The organism is Acidovorax sp. Root275 (assembly GCF_001428965.1).
Taxonomy (GTDB): domain Bacteria; phylum Pseudomonadota; class Gammaproteobacteria; order Burkholderiales; family Burkholderiaceae_C; genus Acidovorax; species Acidovorax radicis.
The window spans coordinates 780,984-798,464 of the sequence record NZ_LMJH01000009.1; the positions used below are offsets into that span (position 1 = coordinate 780,984).

The 17,481-nt window shown below is 67.1% G+C and carries 18 protein-coding genes; 11 read left to right on the forward strand and 7 right to left on the reverse strand.

All coding sequences use genetic code 11. The features are described from left to right. Nucleotides 1-37: 37 nt before the first annotated feature. Complete coding sequence (locus tag ASE52_RS18570; protein ID WP_057228197.1) at nt 38-913, forward strand: hypothetical protein; 876 nt, start codon at nt 38-40, stop codon at nt 911-913. 123 nt (nt 914-1,036) lie between these two features. On the opposite strand, the gene ASE52_RS18575 is transcribed toward ASE52_RS18570, so the two are convergent. Continuing rightward, nucleotides 1,037-1,510 (reverse strand): MarR family transcriptional regulator, encoded by a 474-nt coding sequence (locus tag ASE52_RS18575; protein ID WP_010466963.1) that lies wholly within the window; start codon nt 1,508-1,510, stop codon nt 1,037-1,039. 68 nt (nt 1,511-1,578) lie between these two features. On the opposite strand from ASE52_RS18575, the gene ASE52_RS18580 reads away from it, so the two are divergent. Beyond that, a complete protein-coding gene (locus ASE52_RS18580; protein WP_057228198.1) occupies nt 1,579-2,400 on the forward strand; it encodes a siderophore-interacting protein in 822 nt (273 codons plus the stop codon). On the opposite strand, the gene ASE52_RS18585 is transcribed toward ASE52_RS18580, so the two are convergent. Further along, the gene (locus ASE52_RS18585) at nt 2,384-3,271 is read right to left on the reverse strand and encodes a LysR family transcriptional regulator ArgP (RefSeq protein WP_057228200.1); all 888 of its coding nucleotides are present in this window, start codon (nt 3,269-3,271) and stop codon (nt 2,384-2,386) included. The two genes, ASE52_RS18580 and ASE52_RS18585, sit on opposite strands and share 17 nt — an antisense overlap. Nucleotides 3,272-3,348: 77 nt before the next feature. Here ASE52_RS18585 and ASE52_RS18590 point away from each other — a divergent pair, with 77 nt between their 5' ends. After that, on the forward strand, nt 3,349-3,957 hold the full coding sequence (locus ASE52_RS18590) for a LysE/ArgO family amino acid transporter (RefSeq protein ID WP_057228577.1): 609 nt from the start codon (nt 3,349-3,351) through the stop codon (nt 3,955-3,957). 74 nt (nt 3,958-4,031) lie between these two features. Then, nucleotides 4,032-5,612 carry an ABC transporter substrate-binding protein gene (locus ASE52_RS18595; protein WP_057228202.1) on the forward strand — a complete coding sequence of 527 codons (1,581 nt, stop codon included), beginning with the start codon at nt 4,032-4,034 and terminating at the stop codon, nt 5,610-5,612. Between the two features lie 73 nt (nt 5,613-5,685). On the opposite strand, the gene ASE52_RS18600 is transcribed toward ASE52_RS18595, so the two are convergent. The 3 genes from ASE52_RS18600 to hpaI form a co-directional block, all read right to left on the reverse strand. Continuing rightward, nucleotides 5,686-6,309: a glutathione S-transferase family protein gene (locus ASE52_RS18600; RefSeq protein ID WP_057228204.1), complete on the reverse strand. Its 624-nt coding sequence runs from the start codon at nt 6,307-6,309 to the stop codon at nt 5,686-5,688. A gap of 75 nt (nt 6,310-6,384) precedes the next feature. Further along, nucleotides 6,385-7,362: a 2-dehydropantoate 2-reductase gene (locus ASE52_RS18605; protein ID WP_057228206.1), complete on the reverse strand. Its 978-nt coding sequence runs from the start codon at nt 7,360-7,362 to the stop codon at nt 6,385-6,387. Between the two features lie 66 nt (nt 7,363-7,428). Beyond that, nucleotides 7,429-8,259: a 4-hydroxy-2-oxoheptanedioate aldolase gene (hpaI, locus tag ASE52_RS18610; RefSeq protein ID WP_057228579.1), complete on the reverse strand. Its 831-nt coding sequence runs from the start codon at nt 8,257-8,259 to the stop codon at nt 7,429-7,431. Between the two features lie 116 nt (nt 8,260-8,375). On the opposite strand from hpaI, the gene radA reads away from it, so the two are divergent. The 7 genes from radA to ASE52_RS18645 all read left to right on the forward strand — a co-directional run bounded on the left by radA (nt 8,376) and on the right by ASE52_RS18645 (nt 14,947). Then, nucleotides 8,376-9,752 carry a DNA repair protein RadA gene (gene radA, locus ASE52_RS18615; protein WP_010466975.1) on the forward strand — a complete coding sequence of 459 codons (1,377 nt, stop codon included), beginning with the start codon at nt 8,376-8,378 and terminating at the stop codon, nt 9,750-9,752. Between the two features lie 47 nt (nt 9,753-9,799). Beyond that, the gene (locus ASE52_RS18620; protein WP_057228210.1) at nt 9,800-10,216 is read left to right on the forward strand and encodes a hypothetical protein; all 417 of its coding nucleotides are present in this window, start codon (nt 9,800-9,802) and stop codon (nt 10,214-10,216) included. A gap of 174 nt (nt 10,217-10,390) precedes the next feature. Next, nucleotides 10,391-11,341, forward strand: coding sequence for a branched-chain amino acid transaminase (locus tag ASE52_RS18625; RefSeq protein ID WP_010466988.1), 951 nt, complete (start codon nt 10,391-10,393; stop codon nt 11,339-11,341). Nucleotides 11,342-11,504: 163 nt separating this feature from the next. Continuing rightward, nucleotides 11,505-11,711 (forward strand): zinc-finger domain-containing protein, encoded by a 207-nt coding sequence (locus tag ASE52_RS18630; protein ID WP_010466991.1) that lies wholly within the window; start codon nt 11,505-11,507, stop codon nt 11,709-11,711. A gap of 3 nt (nt 11,712-11,714) precedes the next feature. Continuing rightward, nucleotides 11,715-12,530 carry a glycosyltransferase family 2 protein gene (locus ASE52_RS18635; protein WP_057228581.1) on the forward strand — a complete coding sequence of 272 codons (816 nt, stop codon included), beginning with the start codon at nt 11,715-11,717 and terminating at the stop codon, nt 12,528-12,530. Further along, nucleotides 12,530-13,795 (forward strand): O-antigen ligase, encoded by a 1,266-nt coding sequence (locus ASE52_RS18640; RefSeq protein WP_057228212.1) that lies wholly within the window; start codon nt 12,530-12,532, stop codon nt 13,793-13,795. The genes ASE52_RS18635 and ASE52_RS18640 overlap by 1 nt, the downstream gene beginning before the upstream one ends. 177 nt (nt 13,796-13,972) lie before the next feature. Further along, entirely contained in the window at nt 13,973-14,947 is a 975-nt protein-coding gene (locus ASE52_RS18645) for a glycosyltransferase (RefSeq protein ID WP_057228214.1), read from the forward strand. A gap of 358 nt (nt 14,948-15,305) precedes the next feature. On the opposite strand, the gene ASE52_RS18650 is transcribed toward ASE52_RS18645, so the two are convergent. Together ASE52_RS18650 and ASE52_RS18655 are read right to left on the reverse strand one after the other, a co-directional pair. Beyond that, nucleotides 15,306-16,466: a nitronate monooxygenase gene (locus ASE52_RS18650; protein WP_057228216.1), complete on the reverse strand. Its 1,161-nt coding sequence runs from the start codon at nt 16,464-16,466 to the stop codon at nt 15,306-15,308. A 68-nt stretch (nt 16,467-16,534) separates the two neighbouring features. Continuing rightward, nucleotides 16,535-17,404, reverse strand: coding sequence for a LysR family transcriptional regulator (locus ASE52_RS18655; protein ID WP_198928126.1), 870 nt, complete (start codon nt 17,402-17,404; stop codon nt 16,535-16,537). Nucleotides 17,405-17,481: the final 77 nt, after the last annotated feature.

The following is a 17,481-nucleotide window of genomic DNA, read 5'->3' on the forward strand; positions in this document are numbered from 1 at the left end:
TGGCCGCTCCCCTCTTTCCACCGCAGGTGTTTCCTCCATGGCCACTTCCCGCAGCGACCGCAACAGCAATAGCAAGAAGAAAACTTCCACCTGGCGCTCTGTGCGCATGCCCCACCACGGCACGGTGGCGCGCACCCTGCAGCAGCGCTACAGCCTGCGCTGGCATGGGCTGCTGATCGGCAGCTTCACGTTGCTGCTCATGTGGTGCACCTCGCATGTGCAGATGCTGCTGGGCGTGGAGTCGCTGGCGCTGCGGTATTTCGTCACCCTCTCGGTGGGCTACCTGGGGTATCTGCTGGTGCTGCGGGCCTGGGCGGCGCGGCTGGTGCGGCAGGACCGCGACACGGGTGGCGATGGCAGTGGTCCGGAGGTGCCCGACGTGTCCTGGCCTGGCAACGGGTCGTCCGGCGGCGGCGGTGGCCAGGTGCCGCTGCCGCGCACGGGTGGCGGTGATTTTGGCGGTGGCGGGGCGTCCGGCGACTTTGGCGGCGGGTGGACGCAAGGCCTGTCCAGCGGGGGCTCAAGCAGCGATTCCAGCGCGCTGGGCGACCTGGCCAGTGGCGCCGCCGACGCCCTGGGCAGCGCCGACGAAGGCGCCGTGGTGGTCGTGCCCGTGGTGGCGATCTTCCTCATCGGCGCGGCGATCATTTTCGGCGCGGGCTCGCTGGCGATGCTGTTTTTCGGTTGGGACGTGCTGCTGACCGTGGCGGTGGAGATCGCCTTCTCGGTGGCCACTGCGAGGGCCGCCGTGGGCGTGGAGCGCGAGGGCTGGCTCACGGCCGCCGTGCGCCTGACCTGGAAGCCCTTGCTGGGCGCGCTGGTCTGCGCCGTGGTGCTGGGTGCCACCATCGACCATTTCATGCCCGGCGTGCAGTCGTTGCCCCAGGCCGTGCGCGTGATCCAGGGGCAGTGATGGAAAAGATAAATTGCTACTAAATTGGTAGCTATAAATATAGAACTATCCAGCGCTAGATCCCAATTTCACCATTTTTCCTCTTTGAGCGGGGGGCTGGCCTCCTGCGCCTCCTTCCCGTCGCTAGCGGCGGCAGTCCCGGCCGCCCTGGCAGCCGGTATCGATGGCGTCCAGGTTGCTGCGTACCTGCGCCAGCAGGGCGAGCAGCTGGGCCTGCGTGGCGTTGTCGCACCCTTTGAGCAGCGACGCCGCCAGCCCCCGGCGGGCGTCGCGCAGCGCCTGGTGCAGGGCCGCACCCTGGGCGCTCAGGCGCAGGCAGCGGCTGCGTTTGTCCTCGGCATTCGGTGCGCTCTCCAGCCAGCCCTTGTCCTGCAGCATGCCCACCATGCGGGCCACCTGCGCCTTGTCCGCGCCGCTGTGCGCCACCAGTTCACGCTGCGTGGTGCCAGGGTGGCGGCCCACGAACATCAGCGCCCGCACTTCGTTGTGCGTCAGGTCGGGGTGGATGGCGGCCATGGTGCGCACCATGTGCGCCCGGTAGACATGCAGCAGGTCGTGCATGGCTTCAAAGACATCGGCGGGCGCGTGGGTGGTCATGGGGGTTTGTGGTTGACAAAATCAACCAATGCGCAGATCATTGGTTGATTAAATCAACATTTTAAATCATGAACGCACCCCTGCCTACCGCCACACCCCGCGCCGACGCTGCGCACCTTGCCGTCGAACGCGTTCGCCACCCCTTGCAAGCCCGCCACCTCCAGGTGGTGCGGCGCACCGCCGTCAGCCCCGGTTTCGTGCGGCTCACCCTGGCCGGGCCCGAGCTGGCCGGTTTTGTGAGCGCGGGGTTTGACGACCACCTCAAGCTCATCCTGCCCCAGCCAGGCCAGGAGCGCCCGTCGCTGCCGTCGATGCAGGACGGCCGCCCCGTCTTCCCCGACCCACGCCCCGTGCTGCGCGACTACACCCCTGCGCGCCATGACGCCGCTGCGGGCGAGCTGGACATCGAAGTGGCCCTGCACGACGCAGGCCCTGCCACCGACTGGGCCGCGAGCGCCGCCGTGGGCCAGTGGGTGGGCATTGCCGGGCCGCGCGGCAGCATGGTCGTACCCACCGGTTTTGACTGGCATTGGCTGCTGGGCGACGAAACCGCCTTGCCCGCCATCGCCCGCCGCCTGGCCGAGCTGCCCGCGCACACCCAGGCTACCGTGCGCATCCAGGTGAGCAATCCTGCCGACCAGCGGGTCCTGGCCAGTGCGGCGCGGCTCGATCTGCAATGGGTAGACGCGCTGCCTGCGGCGGTGGAAGATCTCTCGCTGCCAACCGGTGCGGGGTTTGTGTGGGCCGCAGGCGAGCACAGCGACATGGCTGCCGTGCGCCGTGCCGTGCTGGCCAAGCCGGGCGTGGACGCCAAGCGCATGCGCATCTCCGCCTACTGGAAGCGCGGCGCTGCAGACCACCACGAAGACCTGGTCAGCGCAGCAGCGTAAACGCCGCAGCCTGCCGCACCGCTTCGGTCATGTGGTGCAGCGCCTGCACGTTCAGGCGCCAGTATTGCCAGTACAACGGCACATCCACCGGCTTGCCCGGAATCAGTTCGACCAGCGTTCCGGCCTTCAGGTCGTGCTGCACCATCGGGTCCGGGGTCATGCCCCAGCCCAGGCCAGCCCGGGAGGCCATGACAAACGCGTTCGCCTCGGGCAGCCAGTGCACGGGCGGCGCGAGTTTGCGGCGCGTGATGCGCCCCACAAAGCGCGCCTGCAGGGCGTCCTTGCGGTTGAACACCAGCATGGGTGCCTGCGCCAGGGTGGCGGCGTTCACCCCCTGGGCAAAGTGGCGCTCCATGAAGACGGGGCTCGCCAGCGCGCGGTAACGCAGCGTGCCCAATGGCAGCACCTTGCAGCCCTGCACAGGTTGTGGGTCGGCCGTCACGGCGGCCATCACGCGGCCTTCGCGCAGCAGGTTGGCCGAGTGGTCCTGGTCTTCGACATGGATGTCGAAGGTGATGCTTTGGCCCTCTGCGGCCTGGGCCATGGCGTGGGGAAACCAGGTGGCCAGCGAGTCGGCATTCACACCAATCGCCAGGCGCGTGGACGTGTGCTGCCCGCCGCCGAGGGTGGTCAGCGCGTCGGCCTCGCTCAGGGCCACTTCGCGGGCGTGCCGGTACAGGGCCTGCCCGGCCTCGGTGGGCGTGCAGGGCGTGGCACGGCGCACCAGTACCTGGCCCACGCGTTCTTCGAGCAGCTTGACGCGCTGCGACACCGCAGAACGCGTGACGTGCAGCACAGCGGCGGCGCGCTCGAAACTGCCCTCGTCGATCACGGTGGCAAAGGCGTTGAGCTGGGCAGAGTCGAGGCGCATGGATGGTTAGCCATTCTGACGGATCGTTAAAAAGTATAGCTGGCGTGACCGGGGTGCAGTGCCCAGAATCCACGCCCATGAGCACCCCAGCCTTTCTTCACGGATTCACTTCGACGGCCATTCTGATCATGGCCATTGGCGCGCAAAACGCCTTTGTGCTGCGCCAGGGCCTGCGGCGCGAGCATGTGCTGCCGGTGGTGCTGGTGTGCGCGCTGTCCGATGCGGCGCTGCTGCAGGCGGGGGTGTGGGGCATGGGCGGCGTGCTCCTGGCCCGGCCGGAGTGGGCGCAGTTCATGCGCTGGGCGGGGGCGCTGTTTCTGGCCGCCTATGCCGTGCAGGCCGCAAGCCGGGCCTTCCAGCCCGCCCATCTGCTGGTGTCCGCCAACGGGCCGGGCGCCAGCATGCGCAACACCGTGCTCACGGTGCTGGCGCTGACTTGGCTGAACCCCCATGTCTATGTGGACACCGTGCTGCTGCTGGGCACCATGGCCACCCCGTACCCCACCTGGGGACGGGCCACCTTTGCCGCCGGGGGGGCGCTGGCCAGCGCCTTGTGGTTCCTGACCCTCGGGTTTGGCTCGCGATGGCTGGCGCCCATGTTTGCATCGCCCGGCGCATGGCGGGTGCTGGACGGGGTGACCGCAGCCACCATGATGATTTTGGCGGGTGTGATGGTTCTAAGCTAAGAAGGACAAGTTCGTTCCGCAAAACGGTGACTTGGGCGATAGTGGGGGACTGACTGATCTGGAGTGATTCCCCCATGCGTTTCAAGACCCTTTTGCTGGCGGCCGCCCTGGCCACCGCCCTGCCGATGGCGGCACAGGCCAAGACCTTCCGCTGGTCCCGCTCGGTGGACATTTCCACCTGGGACATCCACACCCAGAACGTGGGTGTGAACAACACCATGCACGGCGCGGTGTACGACACACTGGTCGAATACAACAGCAAAACCTTCAAGCCCGAGCCCTCGCTGGCCACCGAGTGGAAGCTCATCAAGCCCACCCAGCTGCGCCTGACCTTGCGCAAGGGCGTGAAGTTCAGCGACGGCAGCGAGTTCACGGCCGACGATGCCAAGTTCTCGCTGGAACGGGCCAAGGCCAAAAGCTCCAACTTTGCCGTGTACACGCAGGGCATTGACCGGGTCGAGAAGATCGACGCCTACACCATCGACATCCACTCCGACCTGCCCAACCCGGTGCTCGTGAACCAGCTCACCGAGCTGCGCATTCTGAGCAAGGCCTGGGCCGAAAAGAACAAGTCGGTCGAGCCCAAGGACATCAAGACCAAGGACGAAACCTATGCCCACCGCAACGCGCTGGGCACCGGCCCCTACCAGCTCAAGCAGTGGACGCCCGACCAGCGCGTGGTGCTGGAGCCCAACCCGAACTGGTGGGGCAAGGGCAAGTACCCCACCAACCTGACCGAGATCGTCTACACCCCCATCAAGGCCGATGCCACGCGCACGGCGGCGTTGCTGTCGGGCGAGATTGATTTCGTGATCGACCCCAGCCTGCAGGACCTGGCGCGCATCAAGCAGACGCCCACCCTGCAGGTGCTGGAAGGGCCGGAGTACCGCACCATCTTTCTGGGGCTGGACCAGTTCCGCGACGAGCTCCCTGGCTCGGACGTGAAGGGCAAGAACCCGCTCAAGGACCTGCGCGTGCGCAAGGCGCTGTACCAGGCCATCGATATCCAGTCCATCCAGCGCGTGGTGCTGCGCGGCCTGGCCCAGCCCACCGGCACACTGATCGCCAACCAGGTCAATGGCTGGAGCAAGAAAGCCGATGTGCGCTACCCCTACGACCCCAAGGCCGCACAAAAGCTGCTGGCCGACGCGGGCTACCCCAACGGCTTTGAAGTGGACTTTGCCTGCAGCGCGGGCCGCTACATCAACGACGAGCAGCTGTGCCAGGCCATCACGTCGCACTGGGCCAAGGTGGGGGTGAAAGCCAAGCTGCGCTCGCTGCCGTTTGCCACCTACTTCCCGATGATCCAGCGCAACGAGGCGAGCATCTACCTGCTGGGCTGGGGCGTGCCCACGTTCGATGCGTTCTACAGCCTGCAGTCGCTGGTGCGCACAACGGGCGCGGGGGGCGATGGCAACTTCAACCTGGGCCGCTTCTCTGATCCGCAGATTGACGCCCTGGTCGAGCGTGTGAAGAAGGAAACCGACACCACAACACGCAACCAGCTGATCGAGCAGGCGCTGATCAAGGAGCATGAGCTGGTGTCGCACATCCCGTTGTACAACCAGGTGATTCCGTGGGCGGCGACGAAGAAGGTGGACATCATCCACCGTGCCGACAACCGCATCGACTGGCGCTATCTCAAGGTGAATTGATCACCTGCGCCCCGCAAAAAAGCCCCGGTGCTGCCAGAGCCCGGGGCTTTTTTTCTGCCCCTCGCAGCAGGCTTCAGGCCAGGGCGCGCAGCACGGCGGGGCGTTGCAGCATGCGCTGGGTGTGGGCGTGCACCTTGGGAAAGAGCGCAATGTCCACACCATCGCTTGCCAGCCAGCTGGCGATGGTGAACAGGTACCCGTCGGCCACGGTGTACTGCGCGCCCATGACCCAGGGGTCGTGTTCTGCAGGGGGCAGGTAGTGGGTTTCAATCAGGTTGAAGCAGTCGGTCATGTTCTGCGGCACCTTGCGCTGCATGGCGGCAATCGCTTCGGGATCGTCGGCCCAGCGGCTGGCGCGGGGGCGGTGCGCATGGGCGATGTGCACCGTGGAGGCCAGGTAGCTGTGGAACTCCTGCAGGCGCGCAAAGCCGTGGGCATCGGCGGGCGCCAGGCGCGCCTCGGGGAAACTCTGCGCCACGTAGGCCAGCAGGGCGGGTGTTTCGGTCAGGGTACCGTGTGGCGTGGCCAGCGCGGGCACGCGGCCCTTGGGGTTGACGGCGAGGTACTCCGGCGTGCGCTGCTGGCCCGCTGCAAAGTCCACGCGCACCAGTTGGTACGGGGCGCCGGCCTCTTCCAAAGCGATGCGAACGGCCTGCGCGCAGGTGCCGGGGGTGTAGTAGAGCGTGAGAGTGGTCATGGTTGATGTGCTATGAAATAAATAGCTATTGGCGCTTGATAGGTAAGCGCTAGCGGCCAATTTTCTTGAAATATTTCAGTACAGGCCTCGTGTGCGTGCCATCAGGCGGGTCAGGCCCAGCAGTGCATCGGTGTGGGGCGTGGCCGTGTGGGTGATCTGCCCCAGTTCGCGCACCGCGCCCACCAGCGCGTCGATCTCCATGGGTTTGCCGGCCTCCACGTCCTGCAGCATCGAGGTCTTGAATGCACCCAGCTTGCGCGTGACGGCGTGGCGGTCCTCGGGCTGCTGGTCAATCGGCAGGCCCAGCTTTTCGCCAATGGCCTTGGCCTCCAGCATCACCGCGCTGACAAAGCCGCGCACCAGGTCGTCGTCCAGGATGCGGTCGGTGGTGGCGCCCGTCAGGGCGCTGATCGGGTTCATGGTGAGGTTGCCCCAGAGCTTGAACCAGATGTCCTTCTGAATGCAGTCGGTCACCTCCACGTCGATGCCACCGCGCTGCAGCGTGTCGGCCAGGGTCTGCAGCCGCTCGCTGCGGCTGCCATCGGGCTCGCCCACGATGAGGCGGTTGCCAAAATGCTGGCGCACGAAACCAGGCGATTCCAGCGAGCAGCTGGTGTGCACCACGCTGCCCACGACGTTGCGCGCCGGGATGGCTTTGGCAATCACGCCGCCTGCATCCACCGACTGCAGGGCATGGCCCTGCGCCGCGCCGCCAAAACCGTCAAGGAACCACCACGGCACGCCATTCATGGCCGTGAGCACGATGGTGCCCGGCCCGATGAGCGGTGCCATGGCGCGCGCCACATCGGGCAGGCCCGGCGCCTTGACTGCGACCACCACCAGGTCCTGCACGCCCAGCGCCGCCGGGTCGTCGTGTGCGGTGACCGCCGCCTGTGCCAGCGTGCCATCGGCGCGCCGCATGCGCAGCCCGTCGGCCTGCAGGGCGCGCAGCGTGTCGCCCCGCGCCACCATGCTGACCGGGTTGCCCGCCTGGGCCAAAGCCATGGCAATCCAGCCACCGATGGCGCCCGCGCCGTAAATACATGCTTTCATGGTTGTAGAGCCTTTGTCTTCCAGGGAGTGTGGTTCTGAATGGTTGCGTTTGGCTTCGTGCGGACTTCAGTAGCCTGCCGGGCGTGCTGATGTGTCCACGGCACCGGCGCGAAAACGCCCGAGCAAATCCTGGGCGGCGCTGGCCAGCAGCATGGTATCCACCCCCACAGCCACAAACAGGGCACCCGCCGCCAGCCATTGGCGCGCCTGCGATTCGGTGGTGGCCAGAATGCCCGGCGCCTTGCCCGCGCGCAGGATGCGGGCGATGCCATCGTGGATGGCGGCCTGCACGTCGGGGTGCCCGGCATTGCCGGGGTGCCCCATGGAGGCTGACAGGTCGGCCGGGCCGATGAACACGCCGTCCACGCCCGGGGTGGCGGCAATCGCATCCAGATTCCCCATCGCTTCCACCGTTTCGGCCTGCACGAGCAGGCAGACCTGCTGGTTGGCCTCGTGCACATACCGGGGGTAGGCCTGCCAGCGCGACGAGCGGGCCAGCGCACTGCCCATGCCCCGCACGCCCTCGGGTGCGTAGCGTGTGGCGCGCACCAGCTGCTGCGCCTGCTCAGCGGTGTCCACCATGGGAACGAGCAGGGTTTGTGCGCCGATGTCCAGGTACTGTTTGATGAGTGCGGTATCGCCCACGGGCACGCGGGCAATGGGGTGGGGCGCCTGCGCACCCGGGGGCAGGGCGCTGCTGGCGCTGGCAATGGCTTGCAGTTGGTGCAGGATGGAGCGCACATCGTTGGGCGCATGTTCGCCATCGACCAGCAGCCAGTCGTAGCCGGTGCCCGCGAGGATTTCTGCGCTGTAGGCGTCGGCCAGCCCAAGCCAGAGGCCGATTTGCGCCTGGCCCTGGGCCATGGCCTGTTTGAAAGGGTTGTTGGGTGTCTGCAATGTGAGCTCCATGCGGCGGTGCCAAGCCCGCCATCGTACGGGCTGTGGCCCGCGCGTGTTGGCACGGCCGCTATAGTCGGCTGCCCCCACCTCGGGGCTCCTTACCGATACCTGCCATGGCCAAAGAAAAAACGACGTTCACCTGCACCGAGTGCGGCGGCACCAGCCCGCGCTGGCTGGGCAAATGCCCGGCCTGCGGCGCCTGGAACACGCTGATCGAATCGGTGGCCGAGGCCGGGCCGGGTAAGAACCGCTACAGCGGATCGCAGTTTGCGGGCTTGGCCCAGGCGCAGGCGGTGATGCCCCTGTCGGCCATCGAGGCCAGCGATGTGGAGCGCACACCGAGTGGCATTGACGAGCTGGACCGGGTGCTGGGCGGCGGCATTGTGGAAGGAGGCGTGGTGCTCATCGGCGGCGACCCGGGCATCGGCAAATCCACGCTGCTGCTGCAGGCGCTTGATGCCCTGCAGCGCGCCGGGCTGCCCACGCTGTATGTGACGGGCGAGGAAAGCGGCGCCCAGGTGGCGTTGCGCTCGCGCCGCCTGGGGCTGGACCACAGCCAGGTCAACGTGCTGGCCGAGATCCAGCTCGAGAAAATCCTGGCCACCATCGAGTCCATGCAGCCTGCGGTGGCCGTGATCGACTCCATCCAGACGGTGTATTCCGACCAGCTCACGTCCGCACCCGGCTCGGTGGCCCAGGTGCGCGAATGTGCGGCGCACCTCACACGTTGCGCCAAGTCCTCGGGCGTGGCCATCGTGCTGGTGGGGCATGTGACGAAGGAAGGCGCCCTGGCCGGGCCGCGCGTGCTGGAGCACATGGTGGACACGGTGCTGTACTTCGAGGGCGACACGCACAGCCAGTTCCGGCTGGTGCGGGCCATCAAGAACCGCTTTGGCGCCGTCAATGAAATTGGCGTGTTTGCGATGACGGAAAAAGGCCTCAAGGGCGTGAGCAACCCCAGCGCCATCTTCCTGAGCCAGCACAGCGAGCCCGTGCCGGGCAGCTGCGTGATGGTCACCCTGGAAGGCACTCGCCCGCTGCTGGTGGAGATCCAGGCCCTGGTGGACAGTGGTGGCCCCAGCCCCCGGCGCCTGTCCGTGGGCCTGGACAAGGACCGCCTGGCCATGCTGCTGGCCGTCCTGCACCGCCACGCGGGGGTGGCGTGCATGGACCAGGATGTGTTTGTGAATGCGGTGGGGGGCGTGCGCATCAGCGAGCCAGCGGCCGACCTGGCGGTGATGTTGTCCATCACCTCCAGCCTGCGGGGCAAGGCGCTGCCGCGGGGTTTCCTGGCCTTTGGCGAAGTGGGCCTGGCTGGCGAGGTGCGGCCCGCGCCGCGCGGGCAGGAGCGCCTGAAAGAAGCCGCCAAGCTGGGCTTTAGCGTGGCGGTGGTGCCCAAGGCCAATGCGCCCAAAAAACCCATTGAGGGGCTGACGATCCACGCGGTGGAGCGGGTGGAAGAGGCCATGAACGTGGTGCGGGGGCTGTAAGCAATCCCCACAGCGTGGTGTGTGCTACGCCGTAAGACAATCGACCCATGAATTTGCGAAATATCTTGGTGCCCCTGGGCGCCGTGGGCCTGATCGGGTTTGGTTTCTACGCCTATGGCTGGGCCGGTGTGGCCGCCGTGGGCGGAGGGCTGGTCATGTGGGCCCTGCTGCATTTCACGCGGCTGGTGAATGTGATGAAGAAGGCCGCCAAGCGCCCCATCGGCTATGTGGGCAGCGCGGTCATGCTCAATGCGCGACTGGCCGAGGGCGTGAACCTGATGCATGTGGTGGCAATGACGCAGGCGCTGGGCGAGCTGCTGTCGCCAGAGGGCGCCGACCCCGAGATGTACCGCTGGACGGACGGCACCCAGTCGCACGTGACCTGTGAGTTCCGTCACGGCAAATTGGTGAAATGGACGCTGGTGCGGCCCGATACCAGTGCACCCGCCACACCGCAGGACTAGCCGCCGAAGGAGGCACTAACGCCGCCGGGCCTGGAATGTCTGTGTGCCGTGGGGCGCCGCAATCGCCGTCGGCGGGGTGCGATTTGCTGCACTGCACCCTTTTGCACGGATTCCGTGCATGCGGCGGCCCCGTAAAATCCCTGTTTTGCGACCCACAGCAACCAAAGGATTCCCATGAGCCCCGTAGTTCCCTCGATGGCCGACCGTGACGGCAAGATCTGGATGGACGGCCAGATGGTCGACTGGCGCGACGCCAAGATCCATGTGCTGACCCACACCCTGCACTACGGCTGCGGCGCCTTCGAAGGCGTGCGCGCCTACAACACGGCGGACGGCACGGCGATCTTCCGCCTTGAAGAACACACCGAACGCCTGTTCAACAGCGCCAAGATCCTGCGCATGAAGATCCCGTTCACCAAGGAAGAGGTGAACGAGGCCCAAAAGGCCGTGGTGCGCGAGAACAAGCTCGAATCTTGCTATCTGCGCCCATTGACCTGGATCGGCTCGCAAAAGCTGGGCGTTTCCCCCAAGGGCAACCAGATCCACCTGATGGTGGCCGCCTGGGCCTGGGGAGCCTATCTGGGTGAAGAGGGCATGAAGCGTGGCATCCGCGTCAAGACCAGCAGCTACACCCGCCACCACGTCAACATCACCATGACGCAGGCCAAGGCGGTGAGCAACTACACCAACTCCATCCTGGCCAACATGGAAGCGCTGGACGACGGCTACGACGAAGCCCTGCTGCTCGACAGCTCGGGTTTTGTGTCCGAAGGCGCCGGCGAAAACATCTTTGTCATCAAGAATGGCGTGATCTACACGCCCGACCTCTCGGCCGGCGCCCTGAACGGCATCACCCGCAACACCGTGTTCCACATTGCCAAGGACCTGGGCCTGGAAATTGTGCAAAAGCGCATCACGCGCGACGAGGTGTACATCGCCGATGAGGCCTTCTTCACCGGCACGGCGGCCGAAGTGACGCCGATTCGCGAACTCGACCGCATCGAACTGGGTAAAGAGGGCTATGTGGGCTCGCGCGGCCCGATCACCGAAAAAATCCAGAGCGCCTTCTTCGACATCGTGGGTGGCCGCAATCCGAAATACGCCCACTGGCTCGCGAAAGTCTGACCAACCCCCTGAGCGGCCGCGCCGCATCCCCTTTCTTTCGGCTTCGCCGGGCAGGGGGACGGCGCAACCGCTACAGGGCGGCCCTTGCGCTGCGTCTGCGGGCGTGTGCCGCACCGATTTCAGCATCGCCCCCCGCGCGATGCACTATGGAGAACTGATACCTATGTCGCAAGCTGCCGTTGAATTGCTGGCCAAAGACCTGAACGCCCAGGGTGGTGTTTTCTGCCCGAGCCCCAAGGCCGAGATGAAGCTGTGGAACAGCCACCCCAAGGTCTACCTGGATGTGGCCCGCACGGGCGAAGCCAAGTGCCCGTATTGCGGGACGGTGTACCGCCTGAAGGCGGGCGAACACGTACACGCTGGCCACTGATTGATGCCAGTTGCAACCGGCGGCGCACCAGTGTCGCCCACGTTGACCGTTGCGGTGCTGACCCACAACGAGGCACACCGCGTTGAAGCCTGCCTGAAGAGCGCCGCGTTTGCCGACCAGTTGCTGGTGGTGGACAGCGGCAGCACGGACGACACGGTGGCCATCGCCACGCGCCTGGGCGCCGAAGTCCATAGCCACCCCGACTGGCAGGGTTTTGCTGTGCAGCGCAACCGGTTGCTGGGGCATGCACGTGGCGACTATGTGTTCTTCCTGGATGCCGACGAAGTGATGACGCCTGCGTTTGCCCAGGAGCTGCAAGCCATCGTCCGCTCGGGCGAGCAGGCGGTGTGGACCATTCGCTGGCGCATGGTGGCTTATGGGCACGAGCTCACGTATTTCCGCTCCCAATCTCAGATCGAACGCCTGTTTGTGCGCGCGCTCGTCCGGGAATTTACCGGCGTGGTGCACGAGCAGGCCCAGCTGCATGTCTTGCCCGGCGGTGCAGAAGTGCCGCGTCGCCTCATCAAGGCGCGGCTGCTGCACTACTCCCGCACCACGGTGCGCGGCAGCCTGGAAAAGCTCACCCAGTACGTGATGCTGGGTGCCGCCAAGCGTGCCGAGAAGGGCCAGCGCGGCGGGGTGCTGCGCGGCCTGGCTTCGGGGTTGTCGATGTTCCTGCGGCTGTATGTGTTTCGCCTGGGCTTTCTGTGTGGTGGTGCGGGATTCCTGTACTGCCTGTTTGTTGCGCTGGAGGGCTTCTTTCGTTATGCCGCCCTGCACTACGACCGCGACAGCCTGACGGGGCGGGTGATTCGGTGATGACGTCTCAGCAGGACACCCAGCGCTGGTTTTCTCGCAGCGCCAGTGTGGGTGCGTTCATGGTTCCGGGGCTGGCGCTGTGGCTGCCCTCGGGCTATTCCTACGGTGCCGTCCTGCTGCTGCTGGCCACCCTGGCCAGTGCGCCGCTGTGGTTGCGCCGCCCGGCACCGCGTGCCGCCTGGTGGCTGACGGCGGCTTTTTCATGCATGGCCGCGCTGTGGATGCTGGATGTGGGCGCCACCTGGGGCTGGGGCAGCATGGACCGCCCGATCAAATACCTGCTGGCCTTGCCCTGCATCTTCTTTTTGATGACGTTCGAGCCCCGCGCCTCCTGGCTGTGGATGGGAGTGGCGGTGGGCGCGGTGGGCAGTGGGTTGGTCGCGCTGTACCAGACCTACGTGATGGCATTGCCCCGCGCGAGTGGTTTTACCAATGCGATCCAGTATGGCAACCTGAGCATGCTGCTGGCCGTCATGAGTGGCCTGCTGCTGGTGGTGCAGTGGAAGCGCTGGCTGCTGTGGCAGCGCCTGCTGCTGGCCAGTGCCATCCTGCTGGGCGCCACAGGGTCGGTGCTGTCCCAGTCGCGTGGGGGCTGGCTGGCCCTGGTGTTGCTGCTGCCGGTCAGCGCGTGGCTGCTGGTGCGTACCACGGGACAACGCCGCGTGTACTGGGGCCTGTGTGCGCTGGCGCTGGCCGCGGCTGCGCTGTCGCAGGTGCCCGCAGTGGAGCAGCGGGTGGACGAGGCGCGCCAGGAAGTGCAGACCTACCAGAACCACGGCGATGGCCGCAGCTCGGTGGGCCAGCGGCTGGCGCACTGGCGCCTGGCATGGCAGATGGGCTGGGACCGGCCCTTCACTGGCTGGGGCCGGGCAGGGTATACCGAGGAAAAGGCACGGCGCGTGGCGGCCGGGCTGGCGCACCCGGTGGTGCTTGAATTTGGCCATGCGCACAACGAAATCCTGGACCTGTTTGCCAAGCGGGGGCTGCCCGGTGTGCTGCTGCTGATGGCTTTTTACGGCATACCACTGGCGATGTTCTGGCCCACGGCCTGGCGCATCCGCGATGGGTCAGGAAAGATGGACAAGGAGTCGCTTTCATTGTGCCTGGTGGGTGTAATGGTTCCCCTGTCGTACATCGGCTTCGGTCTCACGCAGGTCTTCCTGGCCCACAACAGCGGCAACATGTTCTACCTCTTCATGTGCCCCCTGGTGCTGGCAGCCCTGCATGAGCGGCGAACGCGCATGGGCTGTCCCCGCCCGCTGTGAAATGAAGCACCCCCTGAGTCGCTTCGCGCCTTCCCCCTCTCTCGCCGCGCGGGAGGGGGACGCCACCGGTGGCCTGGCAAAGCCAGTTCCACGGTGGCACTGGCTTGGGCCGCGCCAGTTTCAACCGTTGCGGCCGGTGCCCAGCGCCATGGACTCCTGAGACGAGAGGCACTCTTCATGCATATCCTGCTGGTCAACAACTCTCCCATCCCGGTCTACGGCTATGGCGGTACCGAACGCGTGATCTGGGACCTGGGCAAGACCCTGGTCCAGCAAGGCCACCGGGTGAGCTACCTGGTGCCCGAGGGCTCGACCTGCGACTTCGGCGACGTGCTGCCCATCCGCCCCGACGAGCCGTGGGAGGGCCAGATTCCGAAGGGCGTGGACATCACGCACTTCCAGTTCAACCCGCGCACCGAGCTGGCCAAGCCCTACCTGGTGACCGAGCACGGCAACGCGCGCAAGCCCAAGCCGCTGCCGCTGAACACCGTGTTCCTGTCGCGCGACCACGCGGCGCGGTATGGCTCTACCGAGTTCGTCTACAACGGCCTGGACTGGAGCGGCTACGGCCCGGTGGACTTTGGTCTGCCCCGGCCGCGCTACCACTTCCTGGGCAAGGCGGCCTGGGGCGTGAAGAACGTGCGCGGCGCGATCAAGGTGGCACTGCGCGCGGGTGTGGAGCTCGATGTGCTGGGCGGCACGCGCATCAACTTCAAGCGGGGTTTTCGCTGGACGCTGTCGCGCAAGATCCATTTCCACGGCATGGTGGGCGGCACGCAGAAGACCGGGCTGCTCAATGCATCGCGCGGGCTCATCTTTCCGGTGCGCTGGCACGAGCCCTTCGGGCTGGCGGTGATCGAGAGCCTGTACTTCGGGTGCCCGGTGTTCTCCACGCCGTACGGCGCGCTGCCCGAGCTGGTGCCGCTGCACTGCGGCGTGCTCTCGGCCGAGGCCGACGTGCTGGCCGAAGCCGTGCGCAACAACCGCTTCGATGCCCGGGCCTGCCACCAGCATGTGGTCGACCACTTTGGCGCCGAGCGCATGGCGCGCAACTACCTGCGGATGTACGAGCGCGTGCTGGCCGGTGAAAAGATCAACGCCCAGCCCCCTGTCATCCTGGGGCCTGCACGCGAACTGCCCTGGAGGCAGTGAAGCCCCCTGAGGCGCTGCGCGCCTTCCCCCGGAGGGGGACGCACCCAGTGGCCCGGCAAAGCCGGTTCCACGGGAAGGACAGGTGGCCCCCTGAGCGGCTGCGCCGCTTCCCCCACAGGGGGACGCACCCCCTGGCCCGGCAAAGCCGGTTCCACGGGTGCACTGGCGGGGCCGCGCGTTTTGCAGAGACCGGGATTGACCGTCCGCACTGCCTCAATCACTCCCACCCGTTCGGGCTGAACCTATCGAAGCCAGGGCGTACACGGTGTTGCAACGCCCGATCACTCTCCAGAGAGTCCCGGTTGAATTGCCGCTATCGCTTGTCCAGGAAGCGCTAGCAGCTATCAAATCAATAGCGTTACTGCGCTTGCAGCAGCGCCGCTTGCGCAGCCAGCGCGGCCCGCCATTCCGATTCCAGCGTGGCCACCAGCTGTGCGGCCGGCATGGGCCGCACCCCGGCCACACCCTGGCCGGCCCACAGGGACAGGTGGTCTGCGCGGCCGGCTTCGGCGCTGGCCCGGCGCAGAGCGCCGGTGAGGGCGTTCTGCACGGGGTAGGCCGGCACATCCGTCTCGTGGGCGTGCAGCTTCTGCTGCATGGGGTTGACGATGCCGCGCGCCGGGCGGCCCGAGAACACGCGGGTGGTGCGCGTGTCGGTGGCGATGGCGTTCACCATGGCGTCGCGGTAGGCGCGGCCGATGCCGGACTCGTCGCAGGCGAGGAAGGCGGTGCCCATCTGTACCGCCTCGGCCCCCAGGGCCTGTGCGGCGGCGATGCCCCGTCCGTCCATGATGCCGCCCGCGGCGATCACGGGCACGCCGCGCGGGCGCAGGACATCGACGCACTGGGGCACCAGGGCCATCACGCCCACCATCGATGCGGCGAAGTCGGCCTGCGAGGGCGCTCCTGCACGCACGGCGGAGTCCGCGGGCGCCAGCCCTTCGGCCTGCGCGCGGCCCGTGGGCAAAAAGGTGCCGCGGTGGCCGCCGGCCTCCATGCCCGATGCGCAGACTGCATCGGCCCCCACGTCGGCCCAGGCCAGCGCTTCGGCCACCGTCGTGGCGGTGCCGATCACGTAGCAGCCCGCGCCGTGCAGGCGCTCGACCTGCGCGGCGGTGAGGATGCCGAAGGTGAAGCTCGCCACGGCGGGCCGTGCCTCGACCATCGCATCGAACTGCGCATGGAAGTCCTCGCACCAGCGCGCAGGCACGGCGGCCTGCAGGCCGAACTCGGCGTACAGCGGCGCCAGGCGCTCCAGGGCGGTTTGCACGGTGGCGTCATCGGGCGCCGGGGTGTCCTGCACGAACAGGTTGAGCCCGAAGGGCCGGTCGGTGCGGCGGCGCACTTCGGCGGCGGCCTCGGCCATGACCGCCGGCGAGCGCATGCCGCAACCCAGCGTGCCCAGCCCGCCCGCTGCGGACACGGCCGCTGCCAGGGCCGGCGTGTCGGCGCCGGTCATGGGCCCCTGCACGATGGGCAGGCGAAGGGAGAGGGCGGTGCGCAGGCTGCGGTCGGGCATGGTGACGTTCCGTGAAAGAAAGAAGGAAATGAAGTGGGAAATAAAGGGGGGAAACGAGCTGAAGGCGGTCAGTCGACCAGCACCTGCTGCAGCGCATCGAGCGCGGCCGAGCGGTAGCCCTGGCGCCAGGCCAGCAAGGTGGTGATGGTGGTGACCGGTTGCTGGCTCAACAAGGCCGCGTGGGGCGAAATGCTGAGCACCGAGCGCGGCACGATGCCCGCACAGCCGCCGCCCGCCACACTGGCCAGAATGGCGTGGTACGAGCCCAGCTCCAGCAACTGCATCGGCTGCCGCCGGGGCGCAAACCACTCTTGCGCGATGCGGCGGTAGGTGCAGCCGGGCTCGAAAACCGCCAGCGTGCCGGGCTGCACCTGGTCGGGTCCGGCGGCATGCGGGTGGCCGGCGGGCAGAACCAGCAGCAGCTCTTCCGTGAACACCGGCCGGGTTTCCAGGGCCGGGTCTGCGGGCTGGCCCGGTGGCCAGGCCACCAGCACCGCATCGAGCGCGTGCGCGCGCAGGCGTTCCACCAGCACGCGGGTCGCGGCGGTCGTCAGCTCCAGCGCCACGCCGGGCCACTGGCTGTGCAGCCGCGCCAGCGGCGCGGGCAGGCGGCTGGCCGCGGTGCTTTCCATCGACCCCAGGCGCAGGCGCCCGGCGGGCGGGCCCGGGTGCAGCGCCTGCCGCGCCTCCTCGGCCAGCGCGAGCAGCCGGTCGGCATAGCCCAGCAGCACTTGGCCCTCGGGCGTGAGTGCCATGCGCTTGCCCTCGCGCAGGAAGAGCGGCGTGCCCAGGTCGGCCTCCAGCTGGCGCACCCGCGTCGTCACGTTGGACTGCACACGCGACAGCCGCTCGGCCGCGCGCGTGACGCTGCCCTCTGCCGCCACGGTGCGGAAGATGTCGAGGGCGGCGAGGTCCAGCAGGGGCGGGGCTTTGTTCATCTTTAAAAAGTATGAATCACAAAAATTAAATCTCTTGTTAAGATGATAAACACCCTCCACCCACGTGGCAACCCTCC

Bases quoted from the DNA above. Each gene is read 5' to 3' on its own strand.
- ASE52_RS18635 (WP_057228581.1), top strand. From the start codon at position 11,715: ATGCCAGTTGCAACCGGCGGCGCACCAGTGTCGCCCACGTTGACCGTT.
- ASE52_RS18605 (WP_057228206.1), bottom strand. From the start codon at position 7,362: ATGAAAGCATGTATTTACGGCGCGGGCGCCATCGGTGGCTGGATTGCC.
- ASE52_RS18580 (WP_057228198.1), top strand. From the start codon at position 1,579: ATGAACGCACCCCTGCCTACCGCCACACCCCGCGCCGACGCTGCGCAC.
- ASE52_RS18570 (WP_057228197.1), top strand. From the start codon at position 38: ATGGCCACTTCCCGCAGCGACCGCAACAGCAATAGCAAGAAGAAAACT.
- ASE52_RS18625 (WP_010466988.1), top strand. From the start codon at position 10,391: ATGAGCCCCGTAGTTCCCTCGATGGCCGACCGTGACGGCAAGATCTGG.
- ASE52_RS18655 (WP_198928126.1), bottom strand. From the start codon at position 17,404: ATGAACAAAGCCCCGCCCCTGCTGGACCTCGCCGCCCTCGACATCTTC.
- ASE52_RS18595 (WP_057228202.1), top strand. From the start codon at position 4,032: ATGCGTTTCAAGACCCTTTTGCTGGCGGCCGCCCTGGCCACCGCCCTG.
- ASE52_RS18620 (WP_057228210.1), top strand. From the start codon at position 9,800: ATGAATTTGCGAAATATCTTGGTGCCCCTGGGCGCCGTGGGCCTGATC.
- ASE52_RS18650 (WP_057228216.1), bottom strand. From the start codon at position 16,466: ATGCCCGACCGCAGCCTGCGCACCGCCCTCTCCCTTCGCCTGCCCATC.
- ASE52_RS18630 (WP_010466991.1), top strand. From the start codon at position 11,505: ATGTCGCAAGCTGCCGTTGAATTGCTGGCCAAAGACCTGAACGCCCAG.
- ASE52_RS18640 (WP_057228212.1), top strand. From the start codon at position 12,530: ATGACGTCTCAGCAGGACACCCAGCGCTGGTTTTCTCGCAGCGCCAGT.
- ASE52_RS18645 (WP_057228214.1), top strand. From the start codon at position 13,973: ATGCATATCCTGCTGGTCAACAACTCTCCCATCCCGGTCTACGGCTAT.
- ASE52_RS18600 (WP_057228204.1), bottom strand. From the start codon at position 6,309: ATGACCACTCTCACGCTCTACTACACCCCCGGCACCTGCGCGCAGGCC.
- radA (WP_010466975.1), top strand. From the start codon at position 8,376: ATGGCCAAAGAAAAAACGACGTTCACCTGCACCGAGTGCGGCGGCACC.
- ASE52_RS18590 (WP_057228577.1), top strand. From the start codon at position 3,349: ATGAGCACCCCAGCCTTTCTTCACGGATTCACTTCGACGGCCATTCTG.
- ASE52_RS18575 (WP_010466963.1), bottom strand. From the start codon at position 1,510: ATGACCACCCACGCGCCCGCCGATGTCTTTGAAGCCATGCACGACCTG.
- ASE52_RS18585 (WP_057228200.1), bottom strand. From the start codon at position 3,271: ATGCGCCTCGACTCTGCCCAGCTCAACGCCTTTGCCACCGTGATCGAC.